This is a genomic window from Mesorhizobium sp. M1423 (assembly GCF_040317575.1).
In the GTDB taxonomy this organism is placed as follows: Bacteria; Pseudomonadota; Alphaproteobacteria; order Rhizobiales; family Rhizobiaceae; genus Mesorhizobium.
On the sequence record NZ_JAMYKU010000002.1, the window covers coordinates 173,618 to 193,398 of the forward strand.

Annotated in this window: 17 protein-coding genes; 5 read left to right on the top strand and 12 right to left on the bottom strand. The window is 62.2% G+C overall.

All coding sequences use genetic code 11. The features are described from left to right. The first annotated feature begins 46 nt into the window (after positions 1 to 46). The gene (locus NKG95_RS03720) at positions 47 to 898 is read left to right on the top strand and encodes an SDR family NAD(P)-dependent oxidoreductase (RefSeq protein ID WP_353039988.1); all 852 of its coding nucleotides are present in this window, start codon (positions 47 to 49) and stop codon (positions 896 to 898) included. Continuing rightward, on the top strand, positions 895 to 1,617 hold the full coding sequence (locus NKG95_RS03725; RefSeq protein ID WP_353039989.1) for an SDR family oxidoreductase: 723 nt from the start codon (positions 895 to 897) through the stop codon (positions 1,615 to 1,617). Before NKG95_RS03720 ends, NKG95_RS03725 begins: the two co-directional genes overlap by 4 nt. Positions 1,618 to 1,628: 11 nt before the next feature. On the opposite strand, the gene NKG95_RS03730 is transcribed toward NKG95_RS03725, so the two are convergent. From NKG95_RS03730 to NKG95_RS03750, 5 genes are all read right to left on the bottom strand, one after another. Next, complete coding sequence (locus tag NKG95_RS03730; protein WP_353039990.1) at positions 1,629 to 2,018, bottom strand: DoxX family protein; 390 nt, start codon at positions 2,016 to 2,018, stop codon at positions 1,629 to 1,631. 59 nt (positions 2,019 to 2,077) lie between these two features. Next, positions 2,078 to 2,536, bottom strand: coding sequence for a carboxymuconolactone decarboxylase family protein (locus NKG95_RS03735; protein WP_352547038.1), 459 nt, complete (start codon positions 2,534 to 2,536; stop codon positions 2,078 to 2,080). 13 nt (positions 2,537 to 2,549) lie between these two features. Continuing rightward, positions 2,550 to 3,068, bottom strand: coding sequence for an RrF2 family transcriptional regulator (locus NKG95_RS03740; protein WP_023720862.1), 519 nt, complete (start codon positions 3,066 to 3,068; stop codon positions 2,550 to 2,552). 103 nt (positions 3,069 to 3,171) lie between these two features. After that, complete coding sequence (gene preA, locus NKG95_RS03745) at positions 3,172 to 4,485, bottom strand: NAD-dependent dihydropyrimidine dehydrogenase subunit PreA (protein ID WP_353039991.1); 1,314 nt, start codon at positions 4,483 to 4,485, stop codon at positions 3,172 to 3,174. 2 nt (positions 4,486 to 4,487) lie between these two features. Continuing rightward, positions 4,488 to 5,852: an NAD(P)-dependent oxidoreductase gene (locus tag NKG95_RS03750; protein ID WP_353018407.1), complete on the bottom strand. Its 1,365-nt coding sequence runs from the start codon at positions 5,850 to 5,852 to the stop codon at positions 4,488 to 4,490. A 412-nt stretch (positions 5,853 to 6,264) separates the two neighbouring features. On the opposite strand from NKG95_RS03750, the gene NKG95_RS03755 reads away from it, so the two are divergent. Next, positions 6,265 to 7,041: a VOC family protein gene (locus NKG95_RS03755; protein ID WP_023720865.1), complete on the top strand. Its 777-nt coding sequence runs from the start codon at positions 6,265 to 6,267 to the stop codon at positions 7,039 to 7,041. Positions 7,042 to 7,158: 117 nt separating this feature from the next. On the opposite strand, the gene NKG95_RS03760 is transcribed toward NKG95_RS03755, so the two are convergent. Then, positions 7,159 to 7,665, bottom strand: coding sequence for a hypothetical protein (locus NKG95_RS03760; RefSeq protein WP_031194518.1), 507 nt, complete (start codon positions 7,663 to 7,665; stop codon positions 7,159 to 7,161). Positions 7,666 to 7,846: 181 nt separating this feature from the next. Here NKG95_RS03760 and NKG95_RS03765 point away from each other — a divergent pair, with 181 nt between their 5' ends. Continuing rightward, entirely contained in the window at positions 7,847 to 8,239 is a 393-nt protein-coding gene (locus NKG95_RS03765) for a DoxX family protein (RefSeq protein ID WP_023720867.1), read from the top strand. A 4-nt stretch (positions 8,240 to 8,243) separates the two neighbouring features. Here the strand turns inward: NKG95_RS03765 and NKG95_RS03770 are convergent, their stop codons facing one another. Both NKG95_RS03770 and NKG95_RS03775 read right to left on the bottom strand, forming a co-directional pair. Then, the gene (locus tag NKG95_RS03770) at positions 8,244 to 10,688 is read right to left on the bottom strand and encodes a GcvT family protein (RefSeq protein WP_353039992.1); all 2,445 of its coding nucleotides are present in this window, start codon (positions 10,686 to 10,688) and stop codon (positions 8,244 to 8,246) included. Positions 10,689 to 10,766: 78 nt separating this feature from the next. Continuing rightward, a complete protein-coding gene (locus NKG95_RS03775; protein WP_353003401.1) occupies positions 10,767 to 12,305 on the bottom strand; it encodes a trimethylamine methyltransferase family protein in 1,539 nt (512 codons plus the stop codon). A gap of 218 nt (positions 12,306 to 12,523) precedes the next feature. Here NKG95_RS03775 and NKG95_RS03780 point away from each other — a divergent pair, with 218 nt between their 5' ends. Then, positions 12,524 to 13,114, top strand: a complete 591-nt coding sequence (locus tag NKG95_RS03780) for a transglycosylase SLT domain-containing protein (protein ID WP_353039993.1) — start codon at positions 12,524 to 12,526, stop codon at positions 13,112 to 13,114. A 15-nt stretch (positions 13,115 to 13,129) separates the two neighbouring features. Here NKG95_RS03780 and NKG95_RS03785 read toward each other — a convergent pair whose 3' ends face one another. From NKG95_RS03785 to NKG95_RS03800, 4 genes are all read right to left on the bottom strand, one after another. After that, complete coding sequence (locus tag NKG95_RS03785; RefSeq protein ID WP_023720871.1) at positions 13,130 to 15,541, bottom strand: dipeptide ABC transporter ATP-binding protein; 2,412 nt, start codon at positions 15,539 to 15,541, stop codon at positions 13,130 to 13,132. 79 nt (positions 15,542 to 15,620) lie between these two features. After that, positions 15,621 to 16,778, bottom strand: a complete 1,158-nt coding sequence (locus NKG95_RS03790) for an ABC transporter permease (RefSeq protein ID WP_352482929.1) — start codon at positions 16,776 to 16,778, stop codon at positions 15,621 to 15,623. 12 nt (positions 16,779 to 16,790) lie between these two features. Beyond that, positions 16,791 to 17,825, bottom strand: coding sequence for an ABC transporter permease (locus NKG95_RS03795; RefSeq protein WP_023720873.1), 1,035 nt, complete (start codon positions 17,823 to 17,825; stop codon positions 16,791 to 16,793). A gap of 221 nt (positions 17,826 to 18,046) precedes the next feature. Beyond that, a complete protein-coding gene (locus tag NKG95_RS03800; protein WP_023720874.1) occupies positions 18,047 to 19,699 on the bottom strand; it encodes an ABC transporter substrate-binding protein in 1,653 nt (550 codons plus the stop codon). Positions 19,700 to 19,781 lie beyond the last annotated feature (82 nt).

The following is a 19,781-nucleotide window of genomic DNA, read 5'->3' on the forward strand; positions in this document are numbered from 1 at the left end:
GGTGCCCCATCTTTCCATTCAGAGCGATGAGATGGAGGCTCTGAACATGGAACTGAAAGACAAGACAATCCTCATCACCGGTTCGACCGACGGCGTCGGCCGCGTCGTCGCGCAAAGGCTCGGCGCCGGCGGCGCCCGCATCCTGGTGCATGGCCGCGACGCGACGAGGGGCAAGGCGGTCGTGGCCGAGATCGAAGCCACCGGCGGCGAGGCCGAGCTGCTCGTCGCCGATCTCTCCTCCTTGGCGGAAGTCCGCCGCCTCGCCGAGGCCGTGCGCGCAAGGACCAAGCGGCTCGACGTCCTCATCAACAATGCCGGCGTCGGCACCGCCGGCCCCAACGCGAAACGGCAGGTCAGCGCCGACGGCTACGAACTGCGCTTTGCCGTAAACTATCTCGCCGGCTTCCTGCTCACCACGGAGCTGCTGCCGCTGCTCAAGGCCAGCGCGCCGGCGCGCATCGTCAACGTCGCCTCGGCAGGCCAGCAGGCGATCGATTTCGATGACGTCATGCTTACCCGCTCCTATGACGGCGTCCGTGCCTACTGCCAGAGCAAGCTGGCGCAGATCATGTTCACCATCGATCTGGCGGAGCAGCTGAACGGCACCGGCGTCACGGTCAACAGCCTGCATCCGGCAAGCTACATGAACACCACGATGGTGCGGCAGGCGGGCGTCACACCCTGGAGCTCGGTCCAAACCGGCGCCGAAGCCATCATCAATCTCGCCACATCGCCGGCGCTCGAAGGGCGGAGCGGCCTCTATTTCGACGGCCAGAGGGAATCCCGCGCCGATGCGCAAGCCTATGACGCTAAGGCACGACGTCGATTGCGGGAATTGAGCCTCGGTCTTGTCGGGCTCGCACCGGCTTCCGCAACATCGAAGAGAGAAAATTCATGATCGAGAAAGCGCAGCACACTGTGGTCGTCGGCGGCTCCTCCGGCATCGGCCTCGCCACCGCGAAAAAGCTGCTTGGTCCGGGCATGAAGGTGACGATCACCGGGCGCAACCGGGAAAGGCTCGACAACGCAGGGCAAAGCCTTGGCGGCGCGGTCGGAAAAGCTGCCTTCGATGCCGCGAAGCCGGACGAGGTTCGCCGGTTTTTCAGCGATCTCGGCCCTTTCGATCACCTGGTGCTGGCCGCGAGCGGCGGCAAGGGGCTCGGCCCGTTCGAAACGCTTGACCTGACCGACATCGGCGGCGGCGTCGACGAGAAGGTCCGGCCGCAGCTCTCCTGCCTGCAGGCCGCCTTGCCGACGCTGAACAAGAGCGGCTCGGTGACTTTCATCTCGGCGGTGTTGGCGCAATTGTCGGCGCCGGGTGTCGCCGGCATCGCCGCCGTCAACGGCATGCTGCTGACCGTGGTGCCGATCCTGGCAATGGAGCTGAAGCCGTTACGCGTCAATGTCGTGGCGCCGGGCGTCATTGACACGCCCTGGTGGGATTTTTTGCCTGATGAACAGCGTCATGCGGTGTTTGCCGATTATGCAGGCAAGACGCCGGTCGGCCGCATCGGCCGCGCCGAGGACGTTGCTGAGGCGATCGCGTTCCTGGTTTCGAACAGCTTCGTCACCGGCCAGATCCTGACCTGCGACGGCGGCTTGCGGTATGCGGCGTAACGCGGCTACATCTACGCGGTAATCGCTTTCGACTGCGCGATCAGCGCCAGAAATCCTCCGGTCAGCGCGACGTTGCCGACAAAGCCATTGATGCGGGACGCGCGCTCGGGACCCTGATGATCCCAGAAATTATGGAACATCGGCGTAGCAACGACAAGGAACAACACCAGGCACAGAGCGGCGGCAGCGGTCCAGATGCCCGCGATCACCAGTGCTCCGGTGACGGTCTGCAGGACGATCCCCAGCCAGAGCACCAGCCGCGCCTGCGGCACGCCGCGCGTCGTCATCAATTGGGTCAGGAACGCCGCGTTCTGGATGTTGCGCAGGCCGGCAAAGACAAAGGCGCCGCCGAGCAGCAGGCGGGCCGCGAATAGAATCTCACTATCAAAGCTTGAAAACATGCTGTTGGTCCTTGGGCAGAAAAGAGGCGCGCGACGCAGGCCGCGCGCCTGGTCCATGCTCAAGCGGCCATGACCGCCGGCATCGGATGGATTGCATGGAACGGAACGCAAAGTCGGTTCCAGGTGTTGATCATGCCGAGTGCAACCGACAGCTTGACCAACTCCTGCTCCGAAAAATGCTCGAGCGTCCTTGCGTAGAGTTCGTCCGAAACACCGTTGTCGGCGATCCTGGTCAGCGCGTCGGTCCAGGCAAAGGCTGCGCGTTCGCGCTCTGAAAATAGCGGCGATTCCTTCCAGGCGGAGACGAGATAGAGCCGCTGCTCGCTCTCGCCGTCGTGGCGCGCCTCGCGGCTGTGCATCTCGACGCAATACGAGCAGCCGTTGATCTGCGACGCCCTGAGCTTGATCAGATGCAACAGGCTTTTTTCGAGCCCGCATTCGTCGACTGCCTTGTTGAGCGCCGACACCGCCTTCATGATCTCCGGCGCCGCGCCGAAAAATTGCAGCCTCTCTTTCATCGTTTTTAGCCTTTCATGCTTGCTTGGTTGAACTTGATTTCTGCGGACGCTGATGGCGCTCGACGAAGGCGCAGTTGGCGGCGACCGAACGGGGATCGGCATCGGCCGTGTATTCTGCAACGATGTCGGACAGCCGGGCGTCGGCGAGCGCTGCGCGGTAGGCACGCTCGGCCTTCAGCATCGCCACCTTGATGCCGCAGGGTTTGACATAAACCGAGGCATCGAGCCTGGCGGGGCCGCGCTGGCGGATTTCGGCGCAGCGAAAGGCCGGTTCTCGCCCTTCGACGGCCAACACGATATCGAGCAGCGTAATGCGTTCCGCCGGCCGCGCCAGCCGGTAGCCGCCGGACGGCCCCGGAACCGATTCCAGAATGCCCGACACCGTCAGCATGTTGAGATGCTTGAGGAGATAGCTCGGCGACAGCCCGAACGCTTCCGCCATGGCAGCACCCGGCATGGTCGCGGCGCCATCAACGCCAGCAAGCATCGCGGCGCAGTGGATGGCCGCTTCGACGCCCTCACCCAGCTTCATTTCGCTCTCCTAGTCATGGATATAGATTATCGTGGATAATCTTTGTCCGCAATAGGGAAATTAAAAAAGCGGCGCCCGTGAACGCCGCTTTTTTTTCGCAATGCTATTCCGCCGCCACCTTGGCCATCGGGTTGTTCGGATGCGTCGTCCAGTTGGCGTAGATCGGTGACACCGGCTTGCCGGTGCGCTGGTCCATGACGCCGACCGCCAGCGGCTCCATGGTGATGCAGTTCTGGACCGGGCAGACATTGACGCAGAGATTGCAGCCGACGCATTCGGCCTCGATCACCTCGAAATGCCTGACGCCGTCCACCATGCTGGTGATCGCCTGGTGCGAGGTGTCCTCGCAGGCGATGTGGCAGCGGCCGCATTTGATGCAGGCGTCCTGGTCGATATGCGCCTTGGCGACGTAGTTGAGGTTGAGATATTGCCAGTCGGTGACGTTGGGCGTGGCGCGGCCGACGATGTCGTCGAGCGAGGCATGGCCCTTCTCGTCCATCCAGTTTTCCAGACCGGCGATCATCTCCTGCACGATCTTGAAGCCATAGGTCATGGCCGCCGTGCACACCTGCACATTGCCGGCGCCGAGCGCCATGAACTCGGCGGCGTCGCGCCAGGTGGTGATGCCGCCGATACCGGAGATCGGCAGGCCATGCGTTTCCGGGTCGCGCGCGATCTCGGCCACCATGTTCATGGCGATCGGCTTCACCGCCGGACCGCAATAGCCGCCATGCGAACCCTTGCCGTCGATCGTCGGCTCCGGTGCGAAATTGTCGAGATTGACGCCGGTGATCGAATTGATGGTGTTGATCAGCGACACCGCGTCGGTGCCGCCGGCAAGGGCAGCGCGCGCCGGCTTGCGTATGTCGGTAATGTTGGGCGTCAGCTTGGTGATCACCGGCATGCGGGTGTTGGCCTTGCACCAGCGCACCACCATTTCGATGTATTCCGGCACCTGGCCGACCGCCGCACCCATGCCGCGTTCCGACATGCCGTGCGGGCAGCCGAAATTGAGCTCGATACCATCGGCGCCGGTCTCCTCGACCACCGGCAGGATCGCCTTCCAGGCATGCTCCTCGCACGGCACCATCAGCGAGACGACGATTGCCCGGTCGGGCCAGTCCATCTTGACCTGCTTTATCTCGCGCAGGTTGATCTGCAGGTCGCGGTCGGTGATCAGCTCGATGTTGTTCAGGCCAAGCAGGCGGCGATCGGCGCCCCAGATCGCGCCGTAGCGCGGGCCGTTGACGTTGACCACCGGCGGACCCTCCTCGCCGAGCGTCTTCCAGACGACACCGCCCCAGCCGGCCTTGAAGGCGCGGATGACGTTATAGGCCTTGTCGGTCGGCGGCGCCGAGGCCAGCCAGAACGGGTTCGGGGATTTGATGCCGACGAAATTGTTGCGGATGTCTGCCATGCTCATGCCCTCCCGTTCGAGGCCAGTGCCCGATGAATGCTTTCCGCCGCGTCTCGGCCTTGCGCGACGGCCGAGACGGTCAGGTCGTCACCGCCAAAGATGCAGTCGCCGCCGGCCCAGACGTTTGGCAGCGAGGTGCGGCCTTCGGCGTCGACCTTGATGCGGCCGGCTTCCAGGTCAAGCAAAGCCCCGCTGCCGTTGAGCGCAGCCGGGACAAAACTCTGGCCGATCGCCTTGAACACCTGGTCGGCGGTCAGCGTCAGCCGCTCGCCGGTGCCGACGAGCCGGTCGCCGTCCATCGCGGTGTATTCGAGCTCGATCGCCGACACCTTGCCGCCATCGGCAATGACCCGCTTCGGCTGCAACCAGTGCCGGATGATGACGCCGTTGGCGGCAGCCAGGTCCTGCTCGAATTCGGAGGCGTTCATGTGCTCCGGGCCGCGCCGATAGCAGATCGTCACCTCTTCGGCGCCGAGCAGCTTCGATTGCACCGCCGCGTCGATCGCCGTCATGCCGCCGCCGATGACGACGACGCGCCGGCCGACCGCCAGGCTGGCCAGATCACTGGCCTGACGGAGCTCGGCAATGAACTCGACAGCATTGGTGACGCCTTGCGCCTCCTCGCCATCCGCTCGCAAGGCATTGACGCCGGCAAGCCCCATGCCGAGGAAAACCGCGTCGTAATTCCTAGTCAGGTCCGACAGCTGGTAATCACGGCCGAGCGCCTTGCCGTTCTGGATGTCGATCCCGCCGATCGACGTGACATAGTCGACCTCGGCCTGGGCGAAATTGTCGACGCTCTTATAGGCGGCGATACCGTACTCATTGAGGCCGCCGGCCTTCGGGCGGGCTTCCAGGATGGTCACGTCGTGGCCGTGGCGGGCAAGCCGATGCGCGGCCGCAAGCCCGGCCGGTCCGGCGCCGACCACAGCGACCGTCTTGCCGGTCGGTTCGGGGCGCTTGTAGAACTGCTTGTTTTCGGCCATGGCGACATCGGTGGCGTAGCGCTGCAGGCGACCGATCTGCACCGGCTTGCCTTCGGCCACCTCGCGCACGCAGACTTCTTCGCACAGCGTTTCGGTCGGGCAGACGCGGGCGCACATGCCGCCCAAAATGTTCTGGTCGAAAATCGTCTTGGCCGAGCCGATCGGATTGCCCGTCGAAATCTGGCGGATGAACAGCGGGATGTCGATCGAGGTCGGGCATGCATTCATGCACGGCGCGTCATAGCAGAAATAGCAGCGGTCGGATTCGACCAGCGCCTCGTGATGATCGAGCGGCGGATGCAGGTCGGCAAAATTGTCGGCATATTGTTCCGGCGAAAGCCGCCCGCCGGCAATGCCTTGCTTGAACTGGCCTTCTGCCATCGTCAGTTCCCCATGTTCTTGTTTTGGGGAAGGCTAGCACGTTTTATTTTTTTATCAATTGGTCAATTTTCGGCGCAAGCGACTGAAAAGCTTCAACAAACATGACTGTAATAATCATGTTTTTCCAAACGGCCATATACGTCACGAAGCAGGTACGGAGCCGCATTCAGGAGCGTTGCCATGGATCAACCTGATCTCGTCGCACAGCGCGACAAGTTCGGAAGTGAGCGACATCCGGCGCATGGATCAACAACCCCTCGTTGACTGCAAGCAAAGTCGAAAACCACAGGGCGCGCAACCCGGTAACATTTCCGGTTTGCCGTCATCTTTTTTGGTTGGCTGTCGGATTTTCGTCGTGAAGATCGTCCTAGAATGGATCGCGCATGATCGAAAAACCGCAAGGAGCACGACAATGCCACAGTCCCCCATGCCCTTCTTCTGGTACGAGCTGATGACCACCGATCTCGACGCCGCCGAGGCGTTCTACACCGCCGTGGTAGGCTGGCGGGGGCAGCCTTTCGACGGGGCGCCGGGCATGCCGCGCTATATCGTCATGAATGTCGGCGAGCGCGGTGTCGGCGGGCTGATGACGCTGCCCGATGACGCGCGCAAGATGGGAATGCCGCCGGCCTGGATCGGTTATATCCTCACCAGGGATGTCGATGCCGCAACGGCCTCCCTCAAGAAGGCTGGTGGCGCGGTTCACCGCGAGCCAGACGACATTCCGGGCGTTGGCCGCTTCGCCGTCGTTGCCGATCCGCAAGGCGCGATGTTCAACTTCCTGCAGCCCAGCGGTCCCGACCAGCCGCCGCTACCATTGGCGACACCCGGCAACATCGGCTGGCATGAGCTCTACACATCAGACTGGAAGGCGGCGTCCGATTTCTATTCCAGTCAGTTCGGCTGGGAGAAGGGCGACGCCATGGATATGGGTCCGATGGGCGTCTACCAGCTTTTCGCCTTCGGCGGCGAGCCCGTTGGCGGCATAATGAACAAGCCCGAGCAGATCCCGATGCCGGTCTGGCAGTTCTATTTCAACGTGCCCGGCATCGACGCGGCAGCCAAGCGCGTCACCGACAATGGCGGCAAGATCCTGATGGGTCCGATGGAGGTCCCCGGCGGCAGCTGGATCGTGCAGTGCACAGACCCGCAAGGCGCCCATTTCGCGCTAATGGCACCGGTGCGGTAGCAACGTCGCGTCGCGATTGGCGAAACCGGCAGCAAAAACCGATCTCCCCCCTCGTGGGGGAGATGTCCGGCAGGACAGAGAGGGGCGCTGTCCCTCCAACCTTACGCTCTTTGAGAACTATTCCGGCGTCAGCACGGAAACTTTGAGATCGGGCTTCTTGGCGCCGCTGAGCTGGATGGTCGCCGGGCCGGCGGCTAGCTTGAAGCGCACGCTCTTGCGGATCCCCGGACAGGTTTTTATACCACTGAAAGCCGCCGACTTCACGGCTTTACCGTCCTGAACGACATCGATCCAAGCCTCATCAGACAGGCTGATCTGGAGCTCTCCCTCCGGGGGCACGGCCACGCTCGCCATCGCGCCGAATGTACCGGCTGCCGGCGCGCGTTCCGGCGGAACGGTGAAGCTGATCGTGCCGACCGGCGCCAACGCCACATCTGCAGCCTCGCCGACCGAAAGGTCAGCGCCGGACTGCGCGGCGGGCGCCGCCGCAAACAGGGCCTCCTCGCGCGTCACCGGCCATTTGAAGGCAGCACAGCCGGCATCGTCGGCCGTGGCGACGCTGGTGCCTGCAAGGATGGCGAATAGGCTGACGACGACTTTTCTCATGGCAAACGGAACCCACATGGTTTGGAGTGTCTGGATATCACTACAACTATAGCATTTAAAATACAACCCTGGAGAGAAAAATATTAAAAGGACGAGGAACATTTCCAATCACTGATTGTGGCTGGCGGGCCATGCGAAGTGAATGGTCCCCTGTCGGGCGATGATCTATGGCCGGTTCGGGGGTAAAATGGAGTCTTAGATGAAGCTTTTCGACGGTCTTGTCAGATATCAGCTGCAGGCTCTGGCCGCATTGCGCTTCGTGACGGCACTGCAATTCATCGAACATGGTACGCAAAAGCTGTTCAATTTCCCCGTCGGCGACCATGCCGGCGCCCTGAGCGGGCTATCGCTGACCGCGGCCATCCTGGAATTCGCCGGTGGCATCCTGCTGGTATTGGGGCTTTTCACTAGGCCGGTGGCATTCCTTCTCAGCGGTGAGATGGCGATCGCCTATTTCATGGCGCACATGCCGCGCGACTTCTTCCCGGTCAACAATGGTGGCGATGCGGCAATATCGTTCTGCTTCATCTTCCTCTATCTGGTATTCGCCGGCGCCGGCGCATTGGCGCTGGATAACCGCCGCAGCGCCTGAAATCTCACCCACGCATCCGCTCGAAGTTCGCGTCGAACAGTGGGACCGGCTGCATGCGCGCAACATGGCGTTTGCCCAGAAGCTCGATCTCAAAACCGTCGACTTCGTCGGCAATCTCTTTCGGCACATAGCCGATAGCGACGGATTTTTTCGAATGATGCGCATAGCCGCCCGACGTGACCCAGCCGCGCACGGCGCCGCCATGCCAGATTGGTTCGTCGCCGATGACGTCGGCATCGACAGCATCGACGACGACAAAGGCCCGCAGCCGCAGTCTGCCGCCTTGCTTGCGCTCTGCCAGCGCCGCCTGCTTGCCGATGAAATCGGCCTCCTTGGCATAGGCGACGAAGCGATCGAGGCCGGCCTCCAGCGGCCCATAGATCGGCCGGTATTCGCGCGCCCATGAGCCGTAATTCTTTTCCAGCCGCAATGCGTTGAGCGCTCGCGAGCCGAGCAGGCCGATGCCGAATTCTTCGCCCGCCGCCATCAGCGCCTGATAGGCGGCGCGCTGATATTCCGGCGCCACCCAGATCTCGTAGCCGAGATCGCCGGTGTAGCTGACACGCCCGACCAGACACGGCGCCATGCCGATGTCCATCTTGCTGATGGCCATGAACGGAAAGGCCGTATTCGACACATCAGATCGTGTGACCTTTTCAAGAAGGTTCCGCGCGCTCGGCCCGGCGATCGATAAGCCGGTGAGTTTTGCTCCCAGCGCTTCGATACTGACCGAGCCGTCCTTCGGCAGATGCGCTTCGAACCAGCGCATATGGTACTGCTCGGCGACGCCGGAGCCGGCCAGGAACCAGCCGTCCCTTTCCGAATTTGGGCTGCTGAGATTGGCTAGCGTGAAATCGCCAATCAGCCTGCCGTCTTCCTTCAGCATCGGCGCCAGCGTCATGCGGCCGGGCCTTGGCAGCTTGCAGGCAAGCAGGCGGTCGAGCCAGGCTGCAGCGCCCTCGCCCGTCACCTTGTATTTGGCGAAGCTCGAAATCTCCGACAGGCCAACGCCTTCTCGAACGGTCTTGACCTCATTTGCGACATGCTCGAAATCGCTCGAGCGCCACCACGAGAACTCGTCCCTCACGCCTTCCGGCGCATACCACAGCGGCACTTCCAGCCCATAGGCGACGCCCCATTGCGCGCCTTTGTCCGACAGGAGATCATAGACCGGTGTGGTCTTGAGCGGCCGTCCGGCCGGTAGTTCCTCATTCGGGAAGCGGATCGAAAACCGCCGCGAATAATTCTCACGCACCTTGGCATTGGTGTAGGCCATCGTCGCCCAGTCGCCGTAGCGCGACACATCCATCGCCCAGATGTCGGCGCCGGGATCGCCCTCGATCATCCAGTTCGACAGCGCCAGCCCGACGCCGCCCCCCTGTGAGAACCCGGCCATGACACCACAGGCCACCCAGAACCCCGGCAGGCCGCGCACCGGCCCGACCAGCGGATTGCCGTCCGGCGCGAAGGTGAAGGGCCCGTTGATGATCTGCTTGATACCGGTGTTCTGGAAGGCCGGGAAATGCCGGAAGCCGACCTCCAGCGATGGCGCGATGCGGTCGATGTCGGGCTCGAGCAACTCGTGGCCGAAGTTCCACGGCGTCTGGAACTCGGACCATGGCTTGTTGGCCTTTTCGTAAGTACCCATCAGCATGCCGCCGCGCTCCTGACGCAGATAGAGCTCGCCATCAAAGTCGACTGCATGGATGATTTCCGTGCCGGTCTTCTGGTTCCAGGCGGCGACTTCCGGCATGTCCTCGGTGATCAGGTACATGTGCTCCATCGCCAGCACCGGCAGCTCCAGCCCGACCATGCGGCCGACCTCGCGCGCCCACAGGCCGCCGGCGTTGACGACATGCTCGGCCACCACCTCGCCCTTGTTGGTAATGACGCGCCACAGCCCGTCGGCGCGCCGCACGATGTCCTCGACCTTGGTGAAGCGCTCAACCTCGGCCCCAAGCTTCCTCGCGGCCTTGGCGTAGGCGTGGGTAACGCCGGATGGATCGAGATGGCCATCCTCCTTGTTGCGGACGGCACCGACGAACTGCTTGGGATCGAGCAGAGGCATCAGTTCGGCGGCTTCGGCCGGCGATATCTCCTCGAGCTCGATGCCGAGATAGCGGCCCTTGGCGACAACGCCGCGCAGCCAGTCGAGCCGCGCCTCGGTCGCCGCCAGCAGCACACCGCCGGTCAGATGCACGCCGGTCGCCTGGCCGGACAGTTCCTCAATCTCCTTGTAGAGCGAGATCGTGTATTTCTGCAGCTTGGCGACATTGGGATCGCCGTTGATCGTGTGCATGCCGCCGGCCGCGTGCCAGGTCGAGCCGGAGGTCAATTCATCGCGCTCCAGGAGCACGATGTCGGTCCAGCCGTGCCGGGCCAGATGGAACAGCACGGAGCACCCGACGACGCCACCGCCAATAACCACGACCTTTGCATGTGATTTCATGGGATTCTCGTCATTTCAAAGAGTTGGATGGGTTCATGATTCTGGAAGAGAAGAAAATGAATCCGAGAAGAGTGGTGCTTAAGGCTCGCTTTGCCCGATCGCTTCCTTGCGCTTGGCCAGGTACGCCTCCAGCGCCTCGCGCCTGGAGATTTCCATCACCGGCTCGATATAGTCCTCCAGCGCCTTCTTCCACAGCCTGGTCGCACGCGACGTGGCGTCGAGCCCACCGGCCTCCTGCCAGGCCTCGTAGTTCTGCCAGTTGGACAGTATCGGCTGGTAGAAGGCCGTGGCGTAGCGCTCCAGCGTGTGTGGCTCGCCGAAGAAGTGGCCGCCGGTCGGAACCGCACCCAGAGCCTCGACGGCAAGCTCGGCCTCGTTGACTTCGATCGGGCGCAAAAACTCCATCATGTGCTGGATCATCTCGACGTCGATGATGAACTTTTCGAACGATGCAGTCAGTCCGCCCTCCTGCCAGCCGGCGGCGTGATAGACGAGGTTGCCGTGGCCTAGCACCGCGCCCCACAGCGCCATCAGCGTCTCATAGGCGCCTTGCGCGTCGGCGGCATTGGAGGCTGAGCCCGGTGTCGTGCGATAAGGCAGCTTGTAACGCCGCGCCAACTGTCCGGACGCGATGTTCGCCTTGGTATTTTCAGGCGTGCCGAAGGCCGGCGCGCCCGATTTCATATCGACATTGGAGGTGAAGGCGCCATACATCACCGGCGCGCCGCGACGGACGAGCTGCGTCAGCACAACGCCAAACAGCGCCTCGGCATTCTGCTGGGCGAGCGCGCCGGCAAGCGTCACCGGGCTCATCGCTCCCATCAGCGTGAACGGCGTCACCGCCACCGACTGGCCGAACTCGGCCATCGTCATCAGCCCCTCGGCCATCATCTCGTCGAAGCGGCGCGGCGAGTTGACCGAAATGATCGTGGTGACCCCGGGATCGTCGCGCATCTCGTCAAGCGTCAGTCCGCGCGCGATTGCCATCATCTTGATGCCGTCGAGCGCCCTGCCACGGCCGATGGCCGAGACGTGAAAGCTTTTGTCCGTCAGCGTCAGATTGGCGAAATAGGTGTCGAGATGACGGGAATTCGCCGGCAATTCCACCGGCGCGCAGACCTGGTTGCCGAGCATGTGGATGCAGTTGAAATGCTGCGCCAGCCGGACGAGATCGGAATAATCGCGCAAATTGCCGGCACGGCGGCCGCGCTCCATGTCGTGCACATTGGGCGGCCCGGCGACGAGCGTGAAGTTGATGGTATTGCCGCCGAGGTGGACGGCATGGGCGGGATTGCGCGGCGTCAGCGTGTAGCTGGACCGCGTCGTCTTCAGCGCTTCCTCGATCATGCCGCGATCGATGCGGACGTTCATCGAGGCATGATCGACCTTGGCCCCGGCCTTCTCGAACAGTGACAGCGCCCGCGGGCTCATCACCTCAATGCCGAAATTCTCCAGGATATGTATCGACGCCTGGTGGATCGCCTCGATCTGGTCGGCCGACAGCATCGCCATCGGCGGATAAGGGTTTGTCACCCGCCTGAGCGGCAGTTGCGGGATGGCGGTGGGTCCCCTGTTGCTCGTTCGCTCGGCGCCGCGCTTGCGTCTTGGTTCGCTCATGCGGCGCATCAAAGCGCCGGCACAAAGATCGGGCTGTCAAGAATCCGCCACCTGCGGGCGTGATTTTAGCCAAGGCGCCATACCGGGAATTTCACATCGGTAAAAGCGACAACAAATGTCGGAAGGTTCATACTTGCTCAGCGCCAGCCAAAGCGGCCGATGAGCCGTTAAGGAACGCAGCAAGATTCCTTTTATGTTTTCGGCCTAATGCTCTTCCAATGCGTAGGTCGAGTTTTAGTAAAATTGTAGCGATTGCCGTGCCGCTGGCACTTTCGGCCTGCGCGACGCCGCCGAACCACATCAACGATGTCTGCGCCGTTTTCGACCAGAACGATGGCTGGTTCGACAACTGGCAGGCGGCCGCACAGCGCGCCGAGCAGAAATATGGGGTGCCAGTCCCAGTACTGATGGCGACGGTGCGCAAGGAATCCGGCTTTAAGAGCAATGCACGGCCGCCGCGCACCAAGCTGCTGGGTTTCATTCCCTGGAAACATATCTCCAGCGCCACCGGCTTCTCGCAGGCGCTCGACGGCACCTGGGCGCAATACCAGAACGAGACCGGCAGTTGGGCGGCGCGCCGCACCAGGTTTGCCGATGCCGTCGATTTTGTCGGCTGGTATCATTCCAAGACCGCCGACACACTCGGCGTCCCCCGCAACGACACCTACAATCTATATCTCGCCTACTATCTCGGCTGGAATGCCTATAAGCGCGGCAATCGCGGCGACGCCGACGTGCAGCGCTATGCGCACGCCACCGAACAGATGGCGCAGGACTACGCCGCGCAGCTACGGCAATGCGCGCCCTAGCACATCAGCGGCATTTTAGCCGCCCTTGGGTCTGCGCGGCTTGCGCGTGGCGTTCTCGGCCTGGCGGCCGTCGCCGACTGTCGGCGGCGTGATTGGTGCCACTGCGCTATCAGCAGAGCTTGAGATGCCGCCGGTCTCTGAAACCTCGTCGCGAACCTCGTGACGGCGGGCTTTGGCGACCGCTTCGGCATTCTCCGCTGCCTGACCCTCGGCATCGGCTTCAACGCTGCCAGTCTTGCCATGCGGGCGCTTGGGCGGATCTCCAGCAAAGCCCGGGCCAACACCGTGGTTTGCATCATCCGGCACGCCCTCATTCGCCGCGTGTTCCTTGTCGAATTTAATCACCGGCTCCATTTTTGCCAGCACGTCGTCGGCCAGCCAGCACAGGCTCATATGACCGTCGCCGAGATTTTTGACCGGCGGCACCGTAGTTTCGCAAAGATTGTCCGGCACAAGTTTCTTGTAGCCGCAGCGCGTCTGGAACGGGCAGCCCGAGGGCGGGTTCATCGCCGACGGAATGTCGCCTTCGAGCACGATATGCCTTTTCACCACGCTGGTATCGGCAATCGGGATCGCCGACAGCAGCGCCTCGGTATAGGGGTGATAGGGCGGCGAAAATATCTGGTCGGTCGTGCCTTGCTCGACGATATAGCCGAGATACATGACGACGACGCGGTCGGCGATGTAGCGCACCACCGACAGATCGTGGCTGATGAACAGCATCGTGGTCTTGTTCTTGCGCTGGATGTCCATCAAGAGTTCGGTCACCGCCGCCTGGACGGACACATCCAGCGCCGAGACCGGCTCGTCGGCCACCACCACCTTGGCGTCGCCGGCAAAGGCCCGCGCCACGCCGATGCGCTGTTTCTGGCCACCTGAAAGCTGGCGCGGCTTGCGCGTCTCGAATGCCCTTGGCAGCTTCACCAGATCGAGCAGTTCCAGCATCCGCTTGCGGCGGTCGGCCACCGTGTCGCCGACATTGAACTTTTCCAGCGTACGGATGATCTGCGAACCGACCGAATGGCTGGGATTGAGTGTGTCGAACGGATTTTGGAACACCATCTGGATCGACGACACGGTGTCGACGCTGCGCTTCTCGATCCCGGTCGACTGGATTTCCTTGTTGCCCAGCTTCACGCGGCCGGAGCTTGCCGTTTCGAGGCCGAGCAACACCTTGGCCAGGGTCGATTTTCCGCAGCCGGATTCGCCAACGATAGCGACGGTCTCGGATTCGCGCGCCATGAAAGAGATCGTCTCGTTGGCCTTGACGACACGTCCTTCGCTCGAGCCGAACACTTCGCTGCCGCCGACTTTGTAGTACTTCCTGAGGTCTTCGATCTGGAGCACCGGCGCACCGGGCACCACGCGCTCGTTGACTTTCTTGGCGCCAGGCGGCAGCGCCTCCCAGTCGATCTCGTTGAAGCGTACGCAGCGCGAGAAATGCCCGTCATGGCCTTCGACCGCGATCATCGGAATTTCGGCGGCGTTGCAGACGCCCTCGACGAAATGGTGGCAGCGCGGGCCGAAATTGCAGCCCTTCGGCCGCTCGTGCGGCAGCGGCAACTGCCCCGGAATGGATATCAGAGGCCGCGAATTCTTGTCGGCGCCCGGCAACGGGATCGAGCGGAACAGGCCTTGCGTGTAGGGATGGCGCATCCGGTCGAAGACGTCCTTGATCTTGCCCGTCTCCACCGCTTCGCCCGAATACATCACCGTGATGCGGTCGCAGGTCTCCAGGATCAGGCCGAGATTGTGCGACACGAAGATCATCGAGGTCCCGAACTTCTCGCCCAGCCCCTTGACCAGATCGACGATACCGGCCTCAACCGTCACGTCGAGCGCTGTCGTCGGCTCGTCGAGCAGAAGCAGCGCAGGCTTCGACAGCAGCGCCATGGCAATGACGATGCGCTGCTGCTGGCCGCCGGAAAGCTGGTGTGGGTAGGAACGCATCATGCGCTCGGGATCCGGCAGCTTCACCGCGCGCACCATTTCCAACGCGCGTTTATAGGCTTCATCCTTCGATACCTTGTCGTGGATCAGTGGCACTTCCATCAGCTGCTGGCCGACCTTCATCGCCGGGTTGAGACTGGCCATCGGCTCCTGGTAGATCATGGCGATCTTGTTGCCGCGGATGGCGCGCAGTTCCTCGTCGGACAGTTCTCCCATGTCCTTGCCTTGGAACTTGATCTTTCCGCCGACGATCTTTCCGATGTTCGAGAGGTCGCGCATGATGCCGAGCGACACGGTCGACTTGCCGCAGCCGGATTCGCCGACGATGCCCATCGCCTCGCCGGGCATGACCGTGCAGGAAAAATCCATGACGGCCGGGATCTCTCCCTTGCGGGTGAAGAAGGAGATCGACAGGTTCTCGATCTCGATGATCGGCCCATTGGTCGGCTTGGCGGGATTTCGAACTGCCTCATTCATGGGTCGCTCCAATCCTTGTTCTGCAGGCATGTCGGGCCGAACCCGGCATCGATCTTTCCCGGTTCAATCTTTCCCGGCATCAATCCTTCATCGACTGTTCGCGCAACGAATCCGCCAGGAGGTTGAGGCCGAGCACGAACGACATCAATGCGATCGTCGGCGGCAGCGCCGGGTGGATGAAAGAGCGCAGCAGCCGGCTGGCATCCTTGATCGCCGTGCCCCAGTCCGGGCTTTCCGGCGCCAGCCCCAGCCCGAAATAGCCGAGCGTGCCGAGCAGGATCGTAGTGTAGCCGATGCGCAGGCAGGCGTCGACGATCAGCGGCCCGCGCGCATTGGGCAATATCTCCCACAGCATGATGTACCAGGGCGATTCACCGCGCGTCTGCGCCGCCGCAACATAGTCGCGCGTTTTGATATCCATGACCAGGCCGCGCACGATGCGGAACACGCCCGGGCTGGAGGCGAACACCACTGCCACGAAGATGTTGAGCTGGTTGGGATCGATGTGGATGATCTTGAACGGATCGGCGTCGAAGACAAGGCCGGCATAGATCCAGCCGCCAACGACCAACGTCAGGCCAAGCAGGATATAGAGGCGGTCGGGCCGGTTCTTGTAGCGCGTCCAGAACAGCACGCTGAAGAAGATGATCGGGAACAGGAAGAACAGCCCGGCCATCGCGTAGGGGATCGGCGTGTCCATGATGCCTGGCGTCACCAGGAGGTAGAACAGCAGGATCACCGGGAAGGCCAGCACCAAATTGGCGAGGAAGGAGAGCACCGTATCGATCCTGCCGCCGTAATAGCCAGCCGGCAGGCCGAGCGTGATGCCGACCATCAGTGCAAAGCCGGTTGCCGCCGGCGCGATGATCAGCACGATCTGGCTGCCATAGACCATGCGGGAGAACACGTCGCGGGCGAGCTTGTCGCCGCCGAAATAGTATACAAGCTTCGACGCCGGCTCGATCGCGCCCGGCAGCGCGTCCTTCATGATCGGCACCTGGGCGAGCGGATCGAAGGGCGCGACGGTCGATGCGAAGATCGCCGTGAACAGCCAGAACAGGCAGATGCCGACGCCGACGATGCCGACGCCGCTGTCGAAAAGCTGGCCGTAAAGGCCAAGCTTCTTCTTGTAGCCGAAGCTCGCCCCCATCACCAGGGCGAGAGCGATCCAGACCGGCCAGAAGCGGGTAAGCACGCCGAGTACGACGTTGAAGGCGCTGAGATATTCGACCTGCATCCGCCCGGTCTCCTATTGAACTCTGATGCGCGGATTGAGGAACGCGTAGCCGACATCGGAGATGAGCTGTGTGATCAGGACGATAAACACCGAGACCAGCGAGCAGCCGAGCAGAAGATCGATGTCGTTGTTGCCGGCCGCCTCGACCAGCGTGTAGCCGAACCCCTGGTAGCGGAACATCACCTCGACGATGACGACGCCGGTGAGCAGCCAGGGGAACTGCAGCATGATGACCGTGAACGGTGCGATCAGCGCGTTGCGCAGAGCGTGCTTTACCACCACGCTGCCGAAGGAGAGGCCCTTCAGCCGGGCGGTTCGGATATATTGCTGCGTCATCACCTCGACCATCGAGGCGCGGGTCATGCGGGCGATGTAGCCGATGCCGTAGATCGCCAGCGTCATCACCGGCAAGGTGAAATTGTAGAAGGTGATGCCCTGGCTGGCCGAGGCCGCCGAGCCGTTCAGCACGCCGAGCCAGGAGGCGAAGATGACGGTGAAGATGACGCCCGAAACATATTCGGGCGTCGCCGTCGAGGCGATCGAAGCCACCGACAATGTGCGGTCGGTGCGTGAGCCCTCGCGCATGCCGGCAAGAATGCCGATCAGGAGCGAGACCGGCACCATAACCGCAAGCACGCAGAGCATCAGGATGCCGGTGGCGCTGAGCGCCGGAAAGAGTTTCGAGGCGACCGTCGTCTTGAATTTGGTCGAGCAGCCGAAATCGCCTTGCAGGATGCCGGAAAATGTCGGCACGACCGGATCGTTGCAGAAGGAGAAACGCTGCGCTGGCTTGCCTGTCGCCGGGTCGGTCACCGGCTGCTTGGGCACGACGCCCAGCCATTGTCCGTAGCGGACAAAGAAATTCTGCCGATAGCCATGATTGACCAGCCAAGCCTCGAGCTGCTCGGCCGATGTGTGCATTTCGGTTTGGCTGATCGCGAGCTTCTTCAGATTGGGCCCGAGATTGACCAGGAAGAAGACGATCATCGTCAGGCACAGCATCGTCAATGCCATGGTGCCGAGACGCCTGATAACGAAAGAAAGCATGGCGGTCCCCTGCCGGTCGGGTTGGGGGGTGGAACCGGTTTGCAAGCCGTGCCCTGCCGCCAGCGGCAGAACAAGCCTTCAGACCAGTCCCAGATGCAATACCCTTTTTATTGCAGACCCCGGCCGAAGAGTCCGCAACTTTTTGCTGCGCCGACTTCCGGTCCAAGGACCATGCAACCAGCGAGAGAAAGGGGCCAGACGCCCCTTTCCGGATCGTCCGGTCAGGCCTGGTCGAGCCAGACCTTACCGTAGTCGCGCTCGAAGGTCGGGTGCATCTTGTAGTTCTGCACCGCCTTGACCGAATGGCTGTAGAGCTTGCGCCAATAAGGCTGGATGATAATGCCGGAATCCTGCAGGATCTGCTCGATATCCTTCATCATTTCCTTGCGCTTGGCGGCGTCGGCAACTGCCAGCGCAGCGTTGAGCTTGGCATCCCACTCGGGATTCGACCAAGCCGTCTCGTTCCAGGCTTCACCTGTACGATAGCCGATCGCCAGAACCTGGACGCCGAGCGGCCGCATGTTCCAGTTGGTCATCGACAGCGGATACTTCGTCCAGTCGTTCCAGAAGGTCGAACCCGGCAGCACCGTACGCTTTACCTTGATGCCGGCGTCGCGCATCTGCGCGGCGATCGCATCGCCGGTGTTCTTGTGCCAGTCTTCGTCGACCGTGATCAGCTCGTGCTCGAAATCGGCTTGGCCGGCTTCCGCCATCAGCGCCTTTGCCTTGGCCGGGTCGCGAGCAACCTTCGGCAATTCGTAGTATTCCGGATGGATCGGGGCGACATGGTGGTTCTCGGCAACCGTGCCGGCATTGCCGTAGCCGAGCTGGAGGACGACAGCGTTGTCGACCGCGAGCTGCAGGGCGTTGCGAACCTTCTGGTCGCCGTAAGGCTTGTTGGTCACATTGGTGCGGCAGACGATCGTCGAGGCGGTGACGACCTCGGACTTCGCCAGGTCCATGCCGTCGAGGATCGACACATAGTCGGCCGAGGTTTCGAAATTGGTGTGCACTTCGCCAGCTTCGAAAGCGCTGACCATCGCCGCCGGATCGGTGCCGTAGTCGATGAACTCGATGCCGTCGAGGAAGACCTCGCCATCCCACCACTTGTTGTCTTCACGACGCTTGTAGACCACTTTCTGGCCGACATCGTAAGAGACCAGCTCGAACGGCCCAGTGCCGATCGGGCAGGACTTGAAGTCGCCGCCTTTTTCGTCGAACGTCTTGTGGACGATGAGGCCGGGATAGTCGCACACGTTGGGAATGAGGGCGATATCGGGCTTGCTGAGCGTCAGCTTGATCGTGTGGTCGTCGACTTTGGTCACCGCGCTCTCATCCAGCTTGTCGTCCTTGACCAGCGAACCGAGGCGACCGGGCATAGAATTGCCTTCGGCCTTCTTGTCGGCCCAACGCTTGAGGTTGAAGATGACGTCGTCTGCGGTGAACGGATCGCCGTTGTTCCAGGTGACGCCTTTGCGCACATGCAGCGTGTATTCGGTAGCGTCGTCATTCACGTCCCAGCTCTCCAGCAGATAGGGGCGGAATGTGTATTCGGTGGTATATTTGACCAGCGGCTCGAGCGCCTGACGCTCGGCATTGGCGATTTCCGACCAGTCGGACTTGCGCGGATCCTTCGGATCCTTGATCCACTGCGCGACCTTCAATACGCCGCCTTTCTTGCCCTGGACCTCTTCCGCCTTGGCTGGCGTCGGGTCTGCAAGGCCAAGCATGCCATATGCCATCGCCGTCGACGCACCGAAGACGCTGGCGAGAGCCAGAAATTCGCGACGATCCATCTTGCCTGCCTTGGCGTCTTCGGCCATGGCCAGGATGTGATCGGGAACGCGGTCGCCGTTACTCTTGTAGATCGTCATGACTAACTCCCATTGTTGGCTTTCTGCCTTTTAACATTCCGCATTCGCGCCATGATGTCAAAGACGGCACGGATTGGGAACA